Annotated in this window: 16 protein-coding genes; 10 read left to right on the forward strand and 6 right to left on the reverse strand. The window is 64.4% G+C overall.

Translation table 11 applies throughout. The annotated features are described in order from the left end of the window. The first annotated feature begins 69 nt into the window (after nucleotides 1–69). Nucleotides 70–1,089, forward strand: a complete 1,020-nt coding sequence (gene ilvC / locus AKN84_RS13015; protein WP_050421097.1) for a ketol-acid reductoisomerase — start codon at nucleotides 70–72, stop codon at nucleotides 1,087–1,089. Nucleotides 1,090–1,252: 163 nt separating this feature from the next. Here ilvC and AKN84_RS13020 read toward each other — a convergent pair whose 3' ends face one another. Beyond that, complete coding sequence (locus AKN84_RS13020; protein WP_050421098.1) at nucleotides 1,253–2,359, reverse strand: DUF2336 domain-containing protein; 1,107 nt, start codon at nucleotides 2,357–2,359, stop codon at nucleotides 1,253–1,255. Between the two features lie 194 nt (nucleotides 2,360–2,553). Continuing rightward, on the reverse strand, nucleotides 2,554–3,573 hold the full coding sequence (locus AKN84_RS13025) for an adenylate/guanylate cyclase domain-containing protein (protein ID WP_050421099.1): 1,020 nt from the start codon (nucleotides 3,571–3,573) through the stop codon (nucleotides 2,554–2,556). Nucleotides 3,574–3,708: 135 nt separating this feature from the next. Between AKN84_RS13025 and AKN84_RS13030 the strand changes: the two genes are divergently transcribed. Beyond that, a complete protein-coding gene (locus AKN84_RS13030) occupies nucleotides 3,709–4,107 on the forward strand; it encodes a lysozyme inhibitor LprI family protein (protein WP_244485068.1) in 399 nt (132 codons plus the stop codon). Between the two features lie 28 nt (nucleotides 4,108–4,135). Next, the gene (locus AKN84_RS13035) at nucleotides 4,136–4,369 is read left to right on the forward strand and encodes a hypothetical protein (protein WP_050421100.1); all 234 of its coding nucleotides are present in this window, start codon (nucleotides 4,136–4,138) and stop codon (nucleotides 4,367–4,369) included. A 12-nt stretch (nucleotides 4,370–4,381) separates the two neighbouring features. Here the strand turns inward: AKN84_RS13035 and AKN84_RS13040 are convergent, their stop codons facing one another. Beyond that, the gene (locus tag AKN84_RS13040) at nucleotides 4,382–5,002 is read right to left on the reverse strand and encodes a hypothetical protein (protein WP_050421101.1); all 621 of its coding nucleotides are present in this window, start codon (nucleotides 5,000–5,002) and stop codon (nucleotides 4,382–4,384) included. 170 nt (nucleotides 5,003–5,172) lie between these two features. Here AKN84_RS13040 and AKN84_RS13045 point away from each other — a divergent pair, with 170 nt between their 5' ends. Together AKN84_RS13045 and AKN84_RS13050 are read left to right on the forward strand one after the other, a co-directional pair. Next, the gene (locus tag AKN84_RS13045) at nucleotides 5,173–5,883 is read left to right on the forward strand and encodes a TetR/AcrR family transcriptional regulator (RefSeq protein WP_050421102.1); all 711 of its coding nucleotides are present in this window, start codon (nucleotides 5,173–5,175) and stop codon (nucleotides 5,881–5,883) included. 157 nt (nucleotides 5,884–6,040) lie between these two features. Then, nucleotides 6,041–7,753 (forward strand): sulfatase-like hydrolase/transferase, encoded by a 1,713-nt coding sequence (locus AKN84_RS13050; RefSeq protein ID WP_050421103.1) that lies wholly within the window; start codon nucleotides 6,041–6,043, stop codon nucleotides 7,751–7,753. 113 nt (nucleotides 7,754–7,866) lie between these two features. Here AKN84_RS13050 and AKN84_RS13055 read toward each other — a convergent pair whose 3' ends face one another. From AKN84_RS13055 to AKN84_RS13065, 3 genes are all read right to left on the reverse strand, one after another. Next, nucleotides 7,867–9,417: an ABC transporter permease/substrate-binding protein gene (locus AKN84_RS13055; RefSeq protein ID WP_050421104.1), complete on the reverse strand. Its 1,551-nt coding sequence runs from the start codon at nucleotides 9,415–9,417 to the stop codon at nucleotides 7,867–7,869. Then, nucleotides 9,414–10,202, reverse strand: a complete 789-nt coding sequence (locus AKN84_RS13060) for an ATP-binding cassette domain-containing protein (protein WP_050421105.1) — start codon at nucleotides 10,200–10,202, stop codon at nucleotides 9,414–9,416. The genes AKN84_RS13055 and AKN84_RS13060 overlap by 4 nt, the downstream gene beginning before the upstream one ends. Before the next feature lie 169 nt (nucleotides 10,203–10,371). Further along, nucleotides 10,372–10,587, reverse strand: coding sequence for a hypothetical protein (locus tag AKN84_RS13065; RefSeq protein ID WP_021077148.1), 216 nt, complete (start codon nucleotides 10,585–10,587; stop codon nucleotides 10,372–10,374). A 228-nt stretch (nucleotides 10,588–10,815) separates the two neighbouring features. Between AKN84_RS13065 and AKN84_RS13070 the strand changes: the two genes are divergently transcribed. The 5 genes from AKN84_RS13070 (at nucleotide 10,816) to AKN84_RS13090 (ending at nucleotide 17,243) form a co-directional block, all read left to right on the forward strand. After that, a complete protein-coding gene (locus tag AKN84_RS13070) occupies nucleotides 10,816–11,652 on the forward strand; it encodes a hypothetical protein (protein WP_050421106.1) in 837 nt (278 codons plus the stop codon). Between the two features lie 125 nt (nucleotides 11,653–11,777). After that, a complete protein-coding gene (locus tag AKN84_RS13075; protein WP_244485069.1) occupies nucleotides 11,778–12,488 on the forward strand; it encodes a hypothetical protein in 711 nt (236 codons plus the stop codon). Nucleotides 12,489–12,528: 40 nt separating this feature from the next. After that, nucleotides 12,529–12,801, forward strand: a complete 273-nt coding sequence (locus AKN84_RS13080) for a DUF3551 domain-containing protein (RefSeq protein WP_050421132.1) — start codon at nucleotides 12,529–12,531, stop codon at nucleotides 12,799–12,801. A gap of 119 nt (nucleotides 12,802–12,920) precedes the next feature. Further along, the gene (locus AKN84_RS13085; RefSeq protein WP_050421107.1) at nucleotides 12,921–13,190 is read left to right on the forward strand and encodes a DUF3551 domain-containing protein; all 270 of its coding nucleotides are present in this window, start codon (nucleotides 12,921–12,923) and stop codon (nucleotides 13,188–13,190) included. Between the two features lie 285 nt (nucleotides 13,191–13,475). Beyond that, entirely contained in the window at nucleotides 13,476–17,243 is a 3,768-nt protein-coding gene (locus AKN84_RS13090) for a C2 family cysteine protease (protein ID WP_050421108.1), read from the forward strand. Nucleotides 17,244–17,261 lie beyond the last annotated feature (18 nt).

Below are 17,261 nucleotides of genomic sequence, written 5' to 3' on the forward strand. Positions count from 1 at the left end.
GGCGGTTCTGACCTTCCGAAAGCCTGATTCATCGGCCGATTTTGGCCCCCTTCAAACGAGGAAACCACGATGCGAGTTTACTACGATCGCGATGCCGACCTGAACCTGATCAAGGGCAAAAAGGTCGCCATCGTCGGCTACGGCAGCCAGGGCCACGCCCACGCGCTGAACCTGAAGGATTCCGGCGTCAAGGACGTGGCGATCGCGCTGCGCAAGGGTTCGGCCTCGGCCAAGAAGGCCGAGAACGCCGGCTTCAAGGTGATGGAAGTCGCCGAAGCCGCCAAGTGGGCCGACCTCGTCATGATGCTGACCCCGGACGAGCTGCAGGGCGACATCTATCGCGAGCACCTGCACGACAACATGAAGAACGGTGCGGCGCTGGTGTTCGCCCACGGCCTCAACGTGCACTTCAATCTGCTCGATCCGCGCGCCGACCTCGACGTGCTGATGATCGCGCCGAAGGGCCCCGGCCACACCGTGCGTTCGGAATATCAGCGCGGCGGCGGCGTGCCCTGCCTGATCGCGATCGCCAAGGACTCGTCGGGCAATGCCCATGACCTCGGCCTCAGCTACGCCTCGGCGATCGGCGGCGGTCGCGCCGGCATCATCGAGACCACCTTCAAGGAAGAGTGCGAGACCGACCTGTTCGGTGAGCAGGTGGTGCTCTGCGGCGGCCTGGTCGAGCTGATCAAGGGCGGCTACGAGACGCTGGTCGAGGCCGGCTATGCGCCCGAGATGGCCTATTTCGAGTGCCTGCACGAAGTGAAGCTGATCGTCGACCTGATCTATGAAGGCGGCATCGCCAACATGAACTACTCGATCTCCAACACCGCCGAATACGGCGAGTATGTCACCGGTCCGCGCATCGTCACGGCCGAGACCAAGGCTGAGATGAAGCGCGTGCTCGCCGACATCCAGGGCGGCAAGTTCGCCCGCGACTGGATGCTGGAGAACAAGGTCAACCAGACCTCGTTCAAGGCGACCCGCGCCAAGCTCGCCCAGCATCCGATCGAGGAAGTCGGCGCCAAGCTGCGCGACATGATGCCCTGGATCAAGAAAGGCGCGCTGGTCGACAAGAGCAAGAACTAAGCGTGGTCTTGTAGGGTGGGTTAGCGAAGCGTAACCCACCGCTCTTTTCACAGCGGCACGCATAGTGGGTTACGCCTTCGGCTAACCCACCCTACGCATCGAAACAAAAAAGGGTGGGCGCGTTGCCCACCCTTTTTCTTCGTTGCGAAAAGGCCGGCGGCGATTATCCCGCCGCCATCGGCTGCTTCTCGATCCGGTTGTGCAGCTGCCAGAACCGCACCGTGCGCTGGGCGGTTTCCAGCGACAGGCGCCGGTAATCGCGCTGCGCGATTTCGAGCGTTGCGTGGTCGATGGCATGCGGCAGCGGACGCTTGCGCAGGATAGTTTCGACCGTCGGCCAGTTCAGCTTTGCCGAGCGGCACGGGATCAGCAGCAGGTCGGAGCGCAGCCCGAGCATCAGGCGCTCGATCATCGCGATCGGCATGTCGTTGAGCACGGCGAGCGCGACGGTGACCTCGTCGAACTTGTCCTGCTCGGCGAACTTGTAGACCGCTACATCATCGAGCTCGTTGAGCTGCTTCATCAGCTTGACCAGCTCTTCGGCGACGCCGTAGTTGCGGCGGGGGGCGGCGGCCTCTTCCTGCGCGATGTCGTTCAGCACCTGGCTGATCTCCTCGCGCGCCCTGGGCGATGCGATCGCGAGCAGGCGGGCGCGCACCGTCTCCTTGGCGCGCTGCAGCAGGTCGCGCAACAGCTTGGCCGGAATGTCGATGCGCAGTCCGAGGATCTCGACCAGCTCGTCGTCGCCTTCGGCGCGGGCGACGATGGTGGAGTAGCCCTTGTCGGAGAACTCCGCACCGGCGTTCTTGGCGAGGCGCCGGATCACCCTGTCCTCGCCGCGGTCGATGATCACGTCGGTGACGAATGCGGGCAGGTTTTCCCGCGCGGAGATCGCGAACAGATGGTCCTGGCCCTTGCTGCTGGCAATCTCGCGCAGTGCGGCGTTTGAGAGGCGGCTGGAGTGGGTCAGCACTTCGCCTGCGACGCCGATGTCGTCGTCCCAGGCAAGGTGATGAATCACATCAAACGGCGCGTAGTCGAGCGGCGCGAGCCGCTTGCTGAGCTCGGCCCGTGCTCGCGTCTCGACGCGCGCCACCAGGAGGCAGAGCACGTCGTCGAACACCTTGACCTGTTCATCGTTGAGGCGGTCGCCGTCGTTCAGGAACAGATCGGTGACCTGCCGCAGCGTCTGCACGCGTTTGGCCGATGTCCCGTCCCGGACCGCATCCTCGAGTTCGGCAATAATCGATTGTGACGCCTGTTGCGCCATCGATGGGCAACCTTGTTTTTGTTGAATGACACCTGTCCGGGCACCATGCAGGGCGCGGTCTTACACCTGCGTTAAGGTGGAACCCGGTGCAAATACGGGGTGCGTTGCCATCCTTAACGGGCCGCGACCAGACTTGAATCAATTCGTGCTTTCGGCGTAGCGGAAGTCGACGCCGATGCGCTTTAAGGAATTGTTCAGGACGATGCCCGGCGCGCGATGGAAAAGATGTCGATCGCTGCGGCGCGCCCGCGCAACTGCGTCGAGCCGAGCGGCTCGACGACAAAATCCTGTTGCGACGGCAGCAGGCGAAGCAGCTCGCCCGATACCAGCAGCGGCCGGCCGGCTTCCTTGCAATGGGCCTGCAGCCGCGCCGTGACGTTCACGGTGTCGCCGAAATAGGCGATCTGCCGCCGCGAGTCCCCGCATTCGGCGATGACGACCGGCCCGGCATGCATCCCGGCCCGAAATGCGGGCACCACGCCGAACGCCTTGCGATAATGATCAGCCCGCTTGGCGAGGCGGTCCTCGATCGCGAACACGCAGTCGAGATAGCGCCGCGACGGCTCGCCGGCATTGGCCGGCCAGGTCACGATCACTTCGTCGCCGACATAGGCGTGGACCTCGCCGCCATGCGCCACGATCGGCGCGTCGATGTCGGAGAAGAAGCGCGTCAACAGCTCCTGCACACGCAGCTCGCCCATCGCCTCGGCCATCGAGGTCGAGCCGACCAGATCGAGAAACAGCAGCACCCGGTCCTCGCGCGCCGGCTGGCGATAGCGTCCAAGCACGACGTTGAGCAGGGTCCGTCCGCCGATCATCCGCACCAGCTCGTAGATCGCTGTGATCGGGATCGACAGCAGCAGGGAGACGCCGATGATCTTCAGGAAGGTTTCGCGGAAAAATTTCGTGTCGATCCCGTGCTCGTTGAGCGCGACCTCCAGCACGATCGCGGCAACCGCGACGGTGACGGCGAGGATTACGGAGCGGGCAAGCAACTCGACGATGAGCGGCCGTTGCCGCAGCCAGCCACCACGCGCGGCCAGATAGAGGTGCGTGGCCCAGACGATCAGGGTGATGGCAGCGCCCTCAATGGCGCTACGCACGTAGTTCGCGACCGACGCCTCGTTGGGCCGATCGAAGGCATAGCGAAACAGCCCGCCGACGAGCAGGCCGACCACGGCCAGAACGATCACAGGCGTCAGGTAGCGCCGCATGGTCCCTCCACGCCCATGAAATATCCCGCGCGGGCGGGGAAGGCCAGCCGCGGCGCGGCCTGACGTGAACGGGATGCACTGCCGCCGCACTCATATATGGTCCGGCTATGGGATCGATCGGAAAGGGAAGGCGGCATGAAATCACCTCTCACGACAGGCGTGTGCAGGCTCGCTCCCCTGGTGGCGGCCGCTTTCATCATCGCCACGTCGCCGGCCTGGGCCGGCGATCAGGGCGATCCCGAGCAATCCTGCGACGGCAGCACCTACCAGATGGTCGAGTGCCTCAAGGGCAAGACTGCGCAGTGGGACAAGCGAATGAACGTCGCCTATCAGCAGGCGCTGAAGGATGCCGCCGGCGACAAGCAGCGCGAGCAGTTGCGCACCGCGCAGCGGCTGTGGATCCAGTACCGCGATGCCAACTGCCTGTATTACGACCTCGGCGAGGGCACCATCGCCCGGCTCGATGCCGGCGAATGCATGCGCAGCATGACCGAAGTCCGGGCCAAGGAACTGGAGAATCTCGGCCATCAGTGAGCCATCTTCCGGAGTCAGGACCGCGGTCATGACCGATGGGAAGAGCCAGGACGAATTGACCCAGCTTGCCGACGAGGCGCTGCGCGCGCAGCCCGGCTGCGAGACCGCGCGCGTGCCGGCGGTCACAGCGCTGCCTGACGCGCAGATCGGGCGCAACTGGGAGATTCCGAATGTCGTGCTCGGCGACAGCCTGATCAGCGACGTCGATCGCGCGGTGCTGTCGGTTCATCGCCGGCTCGGCCGCAAGTTTCATTTGGTGTGAGGCCGCCTGATGTCAGCCCACCTGCGCCTCGCGTGGCGCGGGCCGCGCGGCCATGCTGATCATCCTGAGCGCGAACACCGCGGCGAGCGGCACGAGAAACAGCGCGTAGAGCGGCATCTCCGGGATCCGCTTGCCGAACGAGACCATGAACTGCAGCAGCAGATAGTAGCCGCCGATCAAATGTAGCCTGCGCCAGGCGCGCGCACCGAGCAGCGCAGCCGTGCGGTCGAACGACGTCGCGGTCAGCGCGATGATCACGAGATAGCCGATGCCGCCGAAGATGTAGGAGACGGCGGAGGTCGCGGCCGCGAAGCCGGCCGGATCAAGCATCGCGAATGCTGAGATCGCGACCGCATGGATGGCGTGCGACGCCGCGAAGGTGACGCCGAGATAACGGCGGTTGCGGCGCTGCCAGTGCGTCCAGGCGCTCGGCCACAGCCGCGCCAGCGCTGCGGCGGAGAAGGCGAGGCAGAACAACAGCAGCGAGGTCCGCGCCGTGAAACGGATCACCATCCGCACGCCCTCGACCTCGAACTGGCGCATCGCGGCGATCCAGATCGAAAGCCCGATCAGGGTCAGCGTGAGCAGGCCGAACAGCCGCCAGCCCTCGAACCAGTGCCGACGCGTCGTCATGTCCTGCCTCCCGATGGTGATGTAATCACCAGTTACATTTCGGCATTGCGCGCGGTCAATCTTTGTAATCGGTGCTTACATTCACAAGCGGGTGATGCTAGGGAGCATGATCCGGAAAAGTGCGCAGCGGTTTTCCGAAAAGTCATGCTCAAACAAAGATCTAAAGCGAGATGCGCCGTCCCGCCAAGAGCCCGCCTGCCGGAGGCCGCCCCGCCAAGCCGCGTCCGGCCGTCGCGGCGCGGGTGCTGGCGGCTAAGCCGTATCATCACGGCGACCTGCGCCGCGTCCTGATCGATGCGGCCATGCAACTGGTCGGCGAGGGTGGGCCGGCGGCGGTCAGCGTGCGCGAGGCCGCCCGCCGCGCCGGAGTTTCACCGGGGGCGCCGTTCCGGCATTTCCCGAGCCGTGATGCCCTGATGAATGCGGTGGCCGAGGAGGCGCAGCGCCGCTTCCGCGCCGAGATCGAGGCGGCGCTGGCGGATGCGCCGCCAGGCGATCCGCTCGGCCGCTTCCGTTGCCTCGGGGTCGCCTATCTGCGCTGGGCCATGAAGAACCCGACCCATTTCGAGATCATCTCCAGCCGCCGCTTCTTCGACCACGACCGCTCGGCCGGGGTCTCCGGTGACAATGCGGAGTTGATCGGCCTGACCGAGCGCACGCTGGCGGAGGCATTTTCCGCCGGCCAGCTTCGGGCGCGCGACCTGAAGCAGGTCCAGATCGCCGGCCGCGCGCTGGTCTATGGTTTTGCGCGGATGCACATCGACGGCCATATGCCGCGCTGGGGCGTCGGCGAGGCGGAGGTCGAGCAGATGGCGGCCGATGTCGTCGACCTCTTCATCGCAGGCATCGCCGGCCCGGCTGTGCCTTCAGCCAAGGCCTGAGCCGCGCTGCGCCGGTGGGGCGGGCAAATTCATTGCGCGTTCATGACGATTCAATTACGATTTTATGACACGGCGCAGACACCGGCTGTGCCGTGTGCCTCCTGGCCTTTGCCAGTCAAGGCCGTGGCATTGCGCCGGATAGTATTGCGTCCCGCCCATGGCGCCCGCGCCTCAGCAAAACTCTTCGGTTGCCGCACTGGCCGGCGGTCTTGCCGCGATCGGCATCTGGCGGTTGATGGCGGTCGCCGCACCGCATCTCGGCGCCTTGATCCTGATGTTGCGGACCGAGACCGATTTCGGCTCGCGGCTCTGCTTCCTGCTGACCTGGGGAATCCTCAACTTCCTGTTCATCGCGCTGCTGCGCCGGCCGGCGCTGTCGGGCGCGCTGTCGCTGACGTTGGTCGTGGTGCTGGTGCTGCTGTCGCGGTTCAAGCACGATGTGGTGCAGATGACCGCGAACTTCGTCGACCTGATGGTGATCGATCGCGACACCGCGGCGTTCCTGCTGACGATCTTTCCGAACCTGCGCTGGTCGATCATCGGCGCCGGCCTGGTCACGCTGCCCTTGATGTACGCGTTGTGGTGGCTCGATCCGTTCCGCATCCGCCGCCTGCCGGCCGCGGCCGCCTGCCTTGCCTGCACCGCGGCGCTCTCAGCTTACGCCTTCGCCTGGCCGGATGAAGCCTGGCGCGGCTATTACGACGACGGCTATCTGTCGAAGTTCGCGCGCTCCGGCGTGACGGCGGTGTCGGACCTCGTCGCCTATGGCTTCATGGAGTCGGATCCCTCGGCGAGCGATCAGCTCAAGATGCCGTTGGTCGAAGCCTGCCATCCCGCCGGGCGGCGGCCGAACATCATCATGATCCATGATGAATCGAGCTTCGACATCCGTACCGCACCCGGCGTCAAGGTGCCGCCCGGCTATGGCAGCCAGTTCAAATCCTATGACGGCGTCGAGCGCAAATTCCTCGCCGAAAGCAATGGCGGGCCGAGTTGGTTCACCGAGTACAACGTGCTGGCTGGATTGTCCTCGCGCTCGTTCGGCCGGTTCGCCTATTTCGTCACCCGCATCGCGTCGGGCCGGGTCGAGCGCGGCCTGCCGCTGGCGCTGCGCCGCTGCGGCTACGACACGCTGTCGCTCTACCCGGCGTTCGGCGCCTTCATGAGTGCGCGCAGCTTCCAGACCACGACCGGCATCCAACGCTTCTACGACGCGCATGATCTGCATGCAAAGGATGTCGAGCCCGACAGCTTCTTCTACGACAAGGCGCTGAAGCTGATGGCTGAGCAGAAGACGCTCAGTGCGCCGCTGTTTACCTTCGTCTATCTCGCCGCCAATCATTTCCCGTGGGAGACGAAATTCCGTCCCGAGCTGCTGCCGGCATGGAAGCGGCCGGGTAACACGCCGTCGGTCGATGAATATCTGCGCCGGCAGACCATGAGCGCCGACGACTATGCCGGCTTTGTCGCAGCGCTGAAGAAGAAGTTCCCGGCGCAGCCGTTCCTGATCGTGCGCTACGGCGATCACCAGCCGGAGTTCTCGCCGCAGCTGCTCGATCCCGAGCTTGACGAGGCCGGCATCGGCAAGAAGCTGATGGACTACGATCCGCGCTACTACGCGACATACTACGCGATCGATGCCGTCAACTTCGAGCCGGTGAAGAGCCCGACGGTGATGGACACGATCGATGCGGCCTATCTGCCGCTGGTGATTCAGGAAGCCGCGGGCATTCCGCTCGATCCCTCGTTCGAGGAGCAGAAGGCGATCATGCTTCGCTGCAATGGCGCGTTCTATTCCTGCAAGGACGGCGCGGAAGCGCGCCGCTTCAACCGCCTGTTGATCGACGCGGGGATCATCAAGGGACTGTAAGGCGCAACACGCGTTCTCCGCCGTCATTGCGAGGAGCGTAGCGACGAAGCAATCCATCTCTCCTCGCATGCGGAGAGGTGGATTGCTTCGCTTCGCTCGCAATGACGGGGGTATTATTTCCCCCCGATCCTCTCCCACAGCCAACGCGCCACGGCGTCGGGCGATGATGCTGCATCATTGCCCGATGCGCGCAGGTTGGCCTCGCGCATCTCGGCGATGCCGATCTTGCCGAGCAGCGGCCGTAGCGCCGCCTTGAGCACCTCGTCGTCACGCCGCTTCGGCGACAGCAGTACGATGGCATCATAGGGCGGGATGGCGTGCCTGTCGTCCGCGAGCGTGACCAGGTCGTACTTTGCGATCAGCCCGTCGCTGGTATAGCCCGCGATGACGTCGACCTCGCCGGAGGCGACCGCGGCGTACATGAAATCCGGCTGCATCGTGCGTTGGGCGCGGAACGTCAGTCCATAGGCCTGCTGGATGCCGGCCCATTCCGGCCGCGAGAAGAATTCATAATCACCGGCGATCGACATCGTCGCGGCGCGCGAGGCGAGGTCGGCGATCGAATGGATGCCGAGCTGATCGGCGCGTTTCTTCGGCATCACCAGCGCATAGGCATTCTCGAAGCCGAGCTCGCCGAACAGCGTGATGTCCTGCTTTGCCAGCGTCGTCTTCAGCTCGCTCAGCAGTTCGGCGCGGGGCCTGATGTCGGCGTGGTGGAACTGGTTGGCCCACAGCGTGCCGGAATAGTCGACATAGACGTCGATATCGCCGGCTGCGAGCGCATCGAAGATCACGTTGGAGCCGAGGCCGGCGCGGGTCGTCGTCGGCAGTCCGGCCGCTTGCAGCCGATGCGCCATCAGCGCCGACAGCACATATTGCTCGGTGAACGTCTTGGCGCCGACCACGTAGCGCGCATGCGGACGTGCGAGCGCCGGAACCAGCGTCGCCGCGATCAGCACGGCAATGCCGAGGCCGCCGAGCGCGGCCCGGACGCGGCTGCGATTGCGCAGGCCGTTCTCGATCAGCGCCAGCAACTGGTCGACGACCAGCGCGAGCACCGCGGCGGCAAAGCAGCCGAACAGCACGAACACCCAGTTCTGGGTCTGCAGCCCAGCGAAGATATAGTTGCCTAAGCTGGTCTGGCCGATCGGCGTCGATAGCGTCGCGGTGCCGATCACCCACACCGCGGCGGTGCGGATCCCCGCCATCATCACCGGCAGCGCCAGCGGCAGCTCGACCATGGTGAGCGATTGCCGCGGTGTCATCCCGACGCCCTCGGCGGCTTCCAGCACTGCCGGATCGACGCCCGACAGGCCGGTGATGGTGTTGCGCAGCACCGGCAGCATCGAATAGAGCGCGAGCGCCAGCACCGCGGGCAGGAAGCCGAAGGCGGAGAAGCTGAAGCCCAGCCATGCCGCGGTCACGGCAGTGAGCGCCAGCAGCAGCGGATAGAACAGCGCGAGCAAGGCGAGACCGGGCACCGTCTGCACGATGCTGGCAAGCCCGAGCAGCGCGCCGCGCAGCACCGGCCGGTTGCGGGCGATGATCGCAAGCGGCAGGCTGATCAGAAGCCCGAGCGCCAGCGCGGCGACGCTGACCCGGACATGATTGCCGAGGTAGTCAGGCAGATGCGCAAGCGCCTCGCTCCAGCGTGGATCGCTCATGCCGTGGCGTCCCGGGGCAGCAACGCGCCGAGGCGCTCGGCCTGCCGCCGCGGCGTCCGCAGGAGTTCGCCGACATAGGCGTCGGTGTTGCGCGCAAGCTCCGCGGCGGTGCCCAGGGCGAGCAACCTGCCGCCGCGCATGACAGCGACCCGATCGGCCAGCAGCAGCGCCTCGGTCATGTCGTGGGTGATCATGACCGTGGTCAGGCCGAGCTCGCGATGCAGGGTTCGATAATCGTCACCGAGCGCGTCGCGGGTCAGCGGATCGAGTGCGCCGAACGGCTCGTCCATCAGCACGATGCGCGGCTTCGCAGCCAGCGCACGCGCGACGCCGACGCGTTGGCGCTGGCCGCCGGAGAGTTCGTGTGGCAGGCGGTCGCGATGTTGGGCGCGGTCGAGCCGCACGAGATCGAGCAGTTCGTCGACCCGCGCGGAGATCTCCGCCTGCGGCCAGCCGAGCAGTCTTGGCGTGATGCCGATATTGCCGGCGACGGTGAGGTGCGGAAACAGCCCGCCGCTCTGGAAGACATAGCCGATGCGGCGCCGCAGCAGGATCGGATCGACGCGGCTGACGTCCTCGCCCTCGACGGCGATCTGGCCGCGGTCGGCTTCGATCAGGCGGTTGGCCAGCCTGAGCAGCGTCGTCTTGCCGGAGCCCGAGCCGCCGACAACGGCCAGGAATTCACCCTCGGCGACTTCAAGCGAGACGTCGTCGACCGCCACCACGCGACCATTGTCAAAACTCTTGTCGACATGCGCGTAGGCGATCAGCGGCGTTGCGGGCATTCTCTGGCCATTGCTGGACGACCTCAGATCTCTCACCATCGTGAACGACAGTGATAGCCCATAAAATGGACTTTGACTTGAGGTGCACGCGCCTGCATCACGCGGTTCGCAGGCTGTTCCAGTTGGGCAGGCGAAGCGGGTCAGCCCCCTCGGGGGCTGTGAGCACACATCACACTTCGTTCTTGGGTACGTATTTGCCCATGATGCACTTATAGCTCTGCAAGCGCCAATCGTGATACGGCCCCTTGGCGAGCCAGTCGGCGATGCCGATTTGGGCATTCACGGCGCAGGCGCCCATGGTGATGCCGGATTGGTCGCTGTTGGTGACGACCTTTTCCATGCAGAGCTGAGCATTGCAGAGGATGGCGACGAGCGTAACGAGCATGATGGTGTTTATCCGTAGGATTAACCCGGTCTGAACCGAATCATGCACGGTTCATGCCATTATCAGCGACTTTGGTGCCGCAGCCGGCAAGACCGGGAAAGTACGGCTGAACGAATCGCGCGCCCGCCAACGCGTAGCCGCACGCGCGCAGATACGCTATAATTGCTCCCCAACTACGACGTGAGATCGGGGCGAGTGAGGAACGTTGCGCGGTCGGGGGCTGCATCGATGATGACGTTACCTGAGTTGGCGGCAGGTGCTTTGGAGAAGTTTCTCGCCACCCATGTCAGCCGCACCTTCGGGGCCTCGCAGGCCCGGTTCGGCGAACTGCTGCCGGCTGCCGCGCGCATCGCGCTGGAATGCATCGGCAACAGCGATGCGCTCTACCACAATGTCGAGCATACGATGCTGGTCACGCTGGCCGGGCATGACATCATCCGCGGCCGCGCGCTGCATACCCATGTCACCGCGGAGGATTACACCCACACCATCATCGCCTGCCTGACGCACGACATCGGCTATGTGCGCGGCCTGCTGAAGGGCGATGGACCGGACGGCTACGTCATCGATGCCTCCGGCAACAAGGTCGTGCTGCCGCGCGGCTCGTCGGATGCCGGCCTGATGCCGTATCACGTCGACCGCTCGAAGCTCTATGTGCTCGACCGGCTCGAGGCGGTGCTGCCGCTCGATCGCGAGCGCGTCGCGCGCAACATCGAGGGCACGCGGTTTCCGTCGCCCGAAGGCCAGCAATATGATGACGAGGCGGCGATCGTGCGGGCGGCCGATTTCATCGGGCAACTCGGCGATCCCAACTACATCAGGAAAGCCAACGCGCTCTATCACGAGTTCGAGGAGGTCGGCATCAACCGCCAGCTCGGCTATGAATCGCCGGCTGATATCGTCGACCGCTATCCGCAATTCTACTGGAATATGGTTGCGCCGCACATCCAGGGCGCCATCAACTGCCTGAACATGACGGCAAGCGGCCGTCAGTGGATTGCGAACCTCTACAGCAACGTGTTCCGCGCGGAGCGCGAGGTCACTCTGTCCGGCCCGCAAATCTGACGCAAGGCGCGAGCGCCGCGGCCTTTCAGCACGGCTTGTCCTGCGTTCCCCCGTCGATTGCGGGGCTTCCACATTTAGGCCTGCTTCTTCGTTGCACAGTCCGTGGAAATCGGCGACCTTGCGCCATGGACCTCTCCAACGACCGTGTTCTCGACCGTTTCAGCATGATCTCCCGTTTCGCTCAATTGATTGCGGTTGCCGTCGTCTGCTGGCCTGCGCTCGCGGTGGCCGCCGGCCCGGTCTACGACGTCGACCTGTATGCATTGATGTCCGGCACCTGCCGCAACGTCACCGTCGCCGGCCGCAACTATACCTGCAAGGCGGTGGCCTATTTCCACACACTGCGCGGCCGCTCCGAATTCACCGTGGTGCTCGACGATCCCGCCGACAAGAGCCACATCGTCTCGTTCTCCGGCGAGAGCACCGAGCGCACCCAGGACAATCTGTTCGAGCTTGCGGTCGACCGCATGTTGCTGAAGTCGAGCGACCGTCCGCGTGTCGATGGACTGCCGGTGCCGCTGGTCGAGATGTCGACAGGCTCCTGCCGCCAGGTCGGAAGCTTCGTCACGCGGCAGGTGTCGACCGTCACTTGCGCTGCCACCGACCAGAACGGCAGGAAGTACGATCTCAGTTTCGAGTCGGACGGCTCGCCGATGACGCTGCGCCGGTTGCGGCAATCGACACTGCCGTCGGAGCGGCAGCGGGCACGCCAGATCGCGCAGCTCGAATGCCGGCTCAAGGCGCGTGCCGCGCAGGTCCTGCCGCGGGACACGACGGCCTTCATGATCCGCTGTCTGGGTGAAGACGACGGCAAGCCGGCCGGCGAACAGCGATAGCCGGGCTCGCGCGGTCCGCACCAAGCTGGAGGAGCATTCGATGCGCTTGAAACTCACCATGCTCGCCGCGATCGGCGTTGGCATCGCCGGGCCCGCCGCCGCACAAATGTACGATCCGAATTATCCGGTGTGCATGGAAGTCTATGGCGGCCGGCTGACGCCCGAATACATCGATTGCAGCTTCACGTCGCTCCCGCAATGCCAGGCGACGGCCTCGGGACGATCGGCGACATGCTCGGTCAATCCCTTCTACAAGGGCCCGAGAACGCAGCCCAGGGAGCGGGTCAAGCGACACCGCCAACCGGCCAACTAGCGCGCTCGCGCATCGGCACGTCATCATCGTGCGATGGTCTGCATGGCCGTCGCACCGCCCGCGATGTTGACTAACTCCGGCAGTTGTGGGGAACCTCCCGCCACGACAAGGAGAGACCGATGCGCCTGAAACTGTTCGCGATCGCCGCAGCTGCGGTCGCCCTGGCCGGACCTGCCGCCGGGCAAGCCTACGATCCGAACTATCCGGTGTGCATGCATGTTTATGAGGGCCGGCAGGGCGGAAACTACATCAATTGCAGCTTCACCTCGATCCCGCAGTGCCAGGCCACCGCCTCGGGCCGGAGCGCGATCTGCTCGGAGAATCCCTTCTTCGCGCCGCCGCCGCCCCCGAATCGCCGGGCGTACCGCGGACGGCATCACGCGCGCTGACGCGGGCCGCTCCGGGCACGTCGAACACCGGCCGCAGCACCCGGCCGCTATCCCCCGTCGCGGGCGCCGTATCAGGCAGGCATTAACGAATCTTCACGATAATGCGGGTTCCCATGGTTGACGGCCGCGTTCGGCAAGATCGACACACGCCTCGAATTCGGCCACAACTAACGCGATAGTTACATATTTCATTGCTGGATTCGTCTCGACGGGACGCATGCACCCTCGCCAGGATCGGCCTGGTCGGCAGCAATCAGATCGCGTCAAGACTTGCGAAGGAATTCCATGACTGCAAGCTGGGTCTATTCCCTGGTCGACAGCGGCATCAAGTCCGACATGCTCAACTTTGCTGCGGACGGGGTTTTCACTTACGCCGAAGCCTATGACGTGCTGGCCGATGTCGCCAATCGCGGCAGCGTGACCGCCAATGAGCTGAACTCGCTGCAGGTGATCGCGGCCAATCTGAACAGCGGTCTTTCCACATCGGACTATGTCTCCCATCTTTTCGTCCAGCTCGTTGACGGCAATCCGGCGAACGCCACCTGGACGGGGGGCAGTACGGTACATGTCACGCTAGGCAATCTGCAGGTCGGCACGACGTCGACGCAGATGTCCGAGCTGATCGGAAAGTGGTTCTTGGGAACCGATCTTCCGGATCCGACCTTGCCGCCGGATGCGAACGGCTGGACATTGCAGGGCTACAGCACGGTTGTCGGGCCGTTGTATTCTTCGGCAGGCGCAGCCACCGTCAACGACATCTGTCAGGGAGCCGACGGCGATTGCGAACTGATGTCGGGATTGATCGACGCCGTCGTCTTTCATCCCCAGGTCATGAGTTCCATGATCGTGGACAACGGAAACGGCACCTATGGCGTGCGCTTCTATGTCAATGGTCAGGAGACATGGGAAACCGTCAACAGCGTGTTTCCGATCGTCAGTGGGACCGAACTCGACTATGCCCACAACTACAATGAGCAACCCACTGCAATGTGGGTTGCCTTGGTGGAAAAGGCGTACGCGCAGCTCAGTGCAACGGGGCAGATCGGGCACCCGGCGGTCAACAGCTACAACAACATCTCCGCGGATCCTCCGACCAACGTCCTGGAGAATCTGACCGACGCGATGAGCGTCACCTATTACATGAGCAGCGCGTCCGATTGGTATAGCAACAAGTCCGTCTATATCGCGGCGCTCGCCAGCTACGATGACGTCATCCTCGAGATTCCTTCGACGTCGCCGTACACCTATGACAGCGCCGGAAATATCCAGCTGGTCCCGGATCACGCTTTCGGAGTCGTCGGCTATGACAGCGCGACCGGCAATTTCATCGTTCGCAATCCGTGGGGCAACAGCTATCCCGGCCAAAACTGGGATGTGCAATTCGAAGTATCACTCACCCAGATCGCCAGCGAGGATGGCGACTTCGTCATCGACAATTCCGGCGCCGTCGATGTTGCGCCGACGGTGGTCGTATCCAACATCACCGGCCGCGTGCAAACCTCGCTTGCAGCATCGTCCATCTTCTATGTGACGAGCGGCGGCCTGCCGGTGACCGAGTATGCGCTTTGGGACTCCACCGGTAACGGCCACTTCACCGTGGGCGGAGTGGCGCAGGCGAACGGGGTCGAGATCGACGTCGCGGCCTCGCAGTGGTCCAACATTGCCTATCAGTTCGGTCCCGCGAGCGACCAGCTGTGGGTGCGGGCGTTCAATGGCGTACTCTGGAGCGCCTGGACCCAATTCACGGCAATTCCGGAAGGGCCCGTCGAGACGGTCGCAAACGTGACGGCAGCGCACGGCCAGAGCTTTGCCGTGTCGTCGCTGTTCACCTATTACGACCCGTTCGGCCTCGCAGCCACCGAATACGATGTCTGGAACTCCGGGACCGGAGGCGGCCACTTCGTTCTGAACGGGGTGGCGCTTGCCGCCAATCAGGACAACTACATCACGGCCGCGCAGCTGTCGTCACTGACCTATCAATCGGGCTCGGGCGCAGACAAGCTCTGGATCCGCACCAACGATTCGACGGTGTGGGGACAGTGGTCGAACTCCTTCACCGTCACGGCTCCGGTCGACAGCGGTCCCGTCGCGGCGGTGTCGAACATCGTCGCGCCCCACGGCCAGAGCTATGCGGGCTCGTCTCTGTTCACCTACAGCGATCCGTTCAACAGCGCGGCGACCCAATATGACGTCTGGAACACCGGGACCGGAGGTGGGCACTTCGTCCTGAACGGCGCGGCGCTGTCGGCCAATCAGGACAACTACATCACGGCCGCGCAACTGGCGTCGCTCAGCTATCAATCCGGCTCCGGCATCGACACGCTCTGGATCCGCGCCAATGACGGCACGGTGTGGGGCGCGTGGTCGAGCGCTTTCACCGTCAATGCTCCGGTCGACAGCGGCCCCGTCGAGGCGGTGTCGAACATCATCGCGCCGCACGGCCAGAGCTATGCGGTCTCGGCGCTGTTCACCTACAGCGATCCGTTCAACAGCGCTGCGACCCAGTATGACGTCTGGAACACCGGGACCGGAGGCGGGCACTTCGTTCTGAACGGCGCGGCGCTGGCGGCCAATCAGGATAATTACATCACGGCCGCGCAGCTGGCGTCGCTCAGCTATCAATCCGGCTCCGGCATCGACACGCTCTGGATCCGCGCCAATGACGGCACCGTGTGGGGGGCGTGGTCGAGCCCCTTCACCGTCAATGCTCCGGTCGACAGCGGTCCCGTCGAGACGGTATCGAACATCGTCGCGCCCCACGGCCAGAGCTACGCGGTCTCTTCGCTGTTCGCCTACAGTGATCCGTTCAACAGCGCCGCGACCCAATACGACGTCTGGAACACGGGCACGGGAGGCGGGCACTTCGTTCTCAACGGCGCGGCGCTGTCGACCAATCAGGACGATTACATCACGGCCGCCCAGCTGGCGTCGCTCAGCTACCAGTCCGGCTCTGGCGCGGACACGCTGTGGGTCCGCGCGAACGACGGCACCGTCTGGGGAGCATGGTCGAAAGCCTTTACCGTGACTGCGCCGCTCGATAGCGGGCCCGTCGAGACGGTGTCGAACGTCATCGCGCCGCACGGCCAGAGCTATGCGGCCTCGTCGCTGTTCACCTACAGCGATCCGTTCAATAGCGCTGCGACCCAATATGATGTCTGGGACACGGGCGCAGGTGGCGGGCACTTCGTTCTGAACGGAATGGCGCTGTCGATCAACCAGGACAATTACGTCACGGCCGCCCAGCTAGCGTCGCTGAGCTATCAATCCGGTTCGGGAGCGGACACGCTGTGGGTCCGCGCGAATGACGGCACCGTCTGGGGAGCGTGGTCGAGTGCCTTCACCGTGACCGCGCCGGTCGATAGCGGTCCGGTCGTGACGCCGACCAATTCAAGCGCGCTGTCCGTTCAGGGTCAGACATTCGCGGTGTCCTCGCTGATCACCTATTCGGATCCGTTCGGCAGTGCCGCGACATCGTATGATGTCTGGAACAGCGGAGGCGGGAACGGCTACTTCACGCTGAACGGCGTTGCACTCGGAGCAAATCAGGACAACATCGTCTCGGCCTCGCAGCTCTCCCAGCTTGCGTATCACGTCGGATCCGGCACTGACACGCTCTGGATCAAGGCCAGTGACGGGACCGTCTGGGGCGCCTGGTCCAGCGCCTTCACGATCAGCGATCCCTCGATCATTCCGGCCGGACAGACCCTCGAGCTTGCCTCAGCGAGCGCGGCTCACATCTCCTTTGCATCAGACTCCGGGACGCTCAAGATCGACGACCCCGCCAGCTTCACCGGCACCGTCGCCGGCATGACGGGAGCCGACGCGATTGATTTCGCCAACATCGATTTTGCGGGTGGGCAGACCGTGGGCTTTGCCGGCAACAGCGCGGGCGGATCGGTCACGGTCTCGGACGGCGTCCACGCCGCCAGCATCGCCTTGCTCGGAAACTACATGGCATCCACCTTCGTCGCCGCGAGCGATGGACATGGCGGCACGGCCATCACCGTGCATCCCGATCAGGTCGCCACGCTCGCCCCGCCGCAACATGCGTGAGCAGATCTGCGGCTGCAA

The sequence above is a fragment of the Bradyrhizobium tropiciagri genome (assembly GCF_001189845.1).
Lineage (GTDB): Bacteria > Pseudomonadota > Alphaproteobacteria > Rhizobiales > Xanthobacteraceae > Bradyrhizobium > Bradyrhizobium tropiciagri.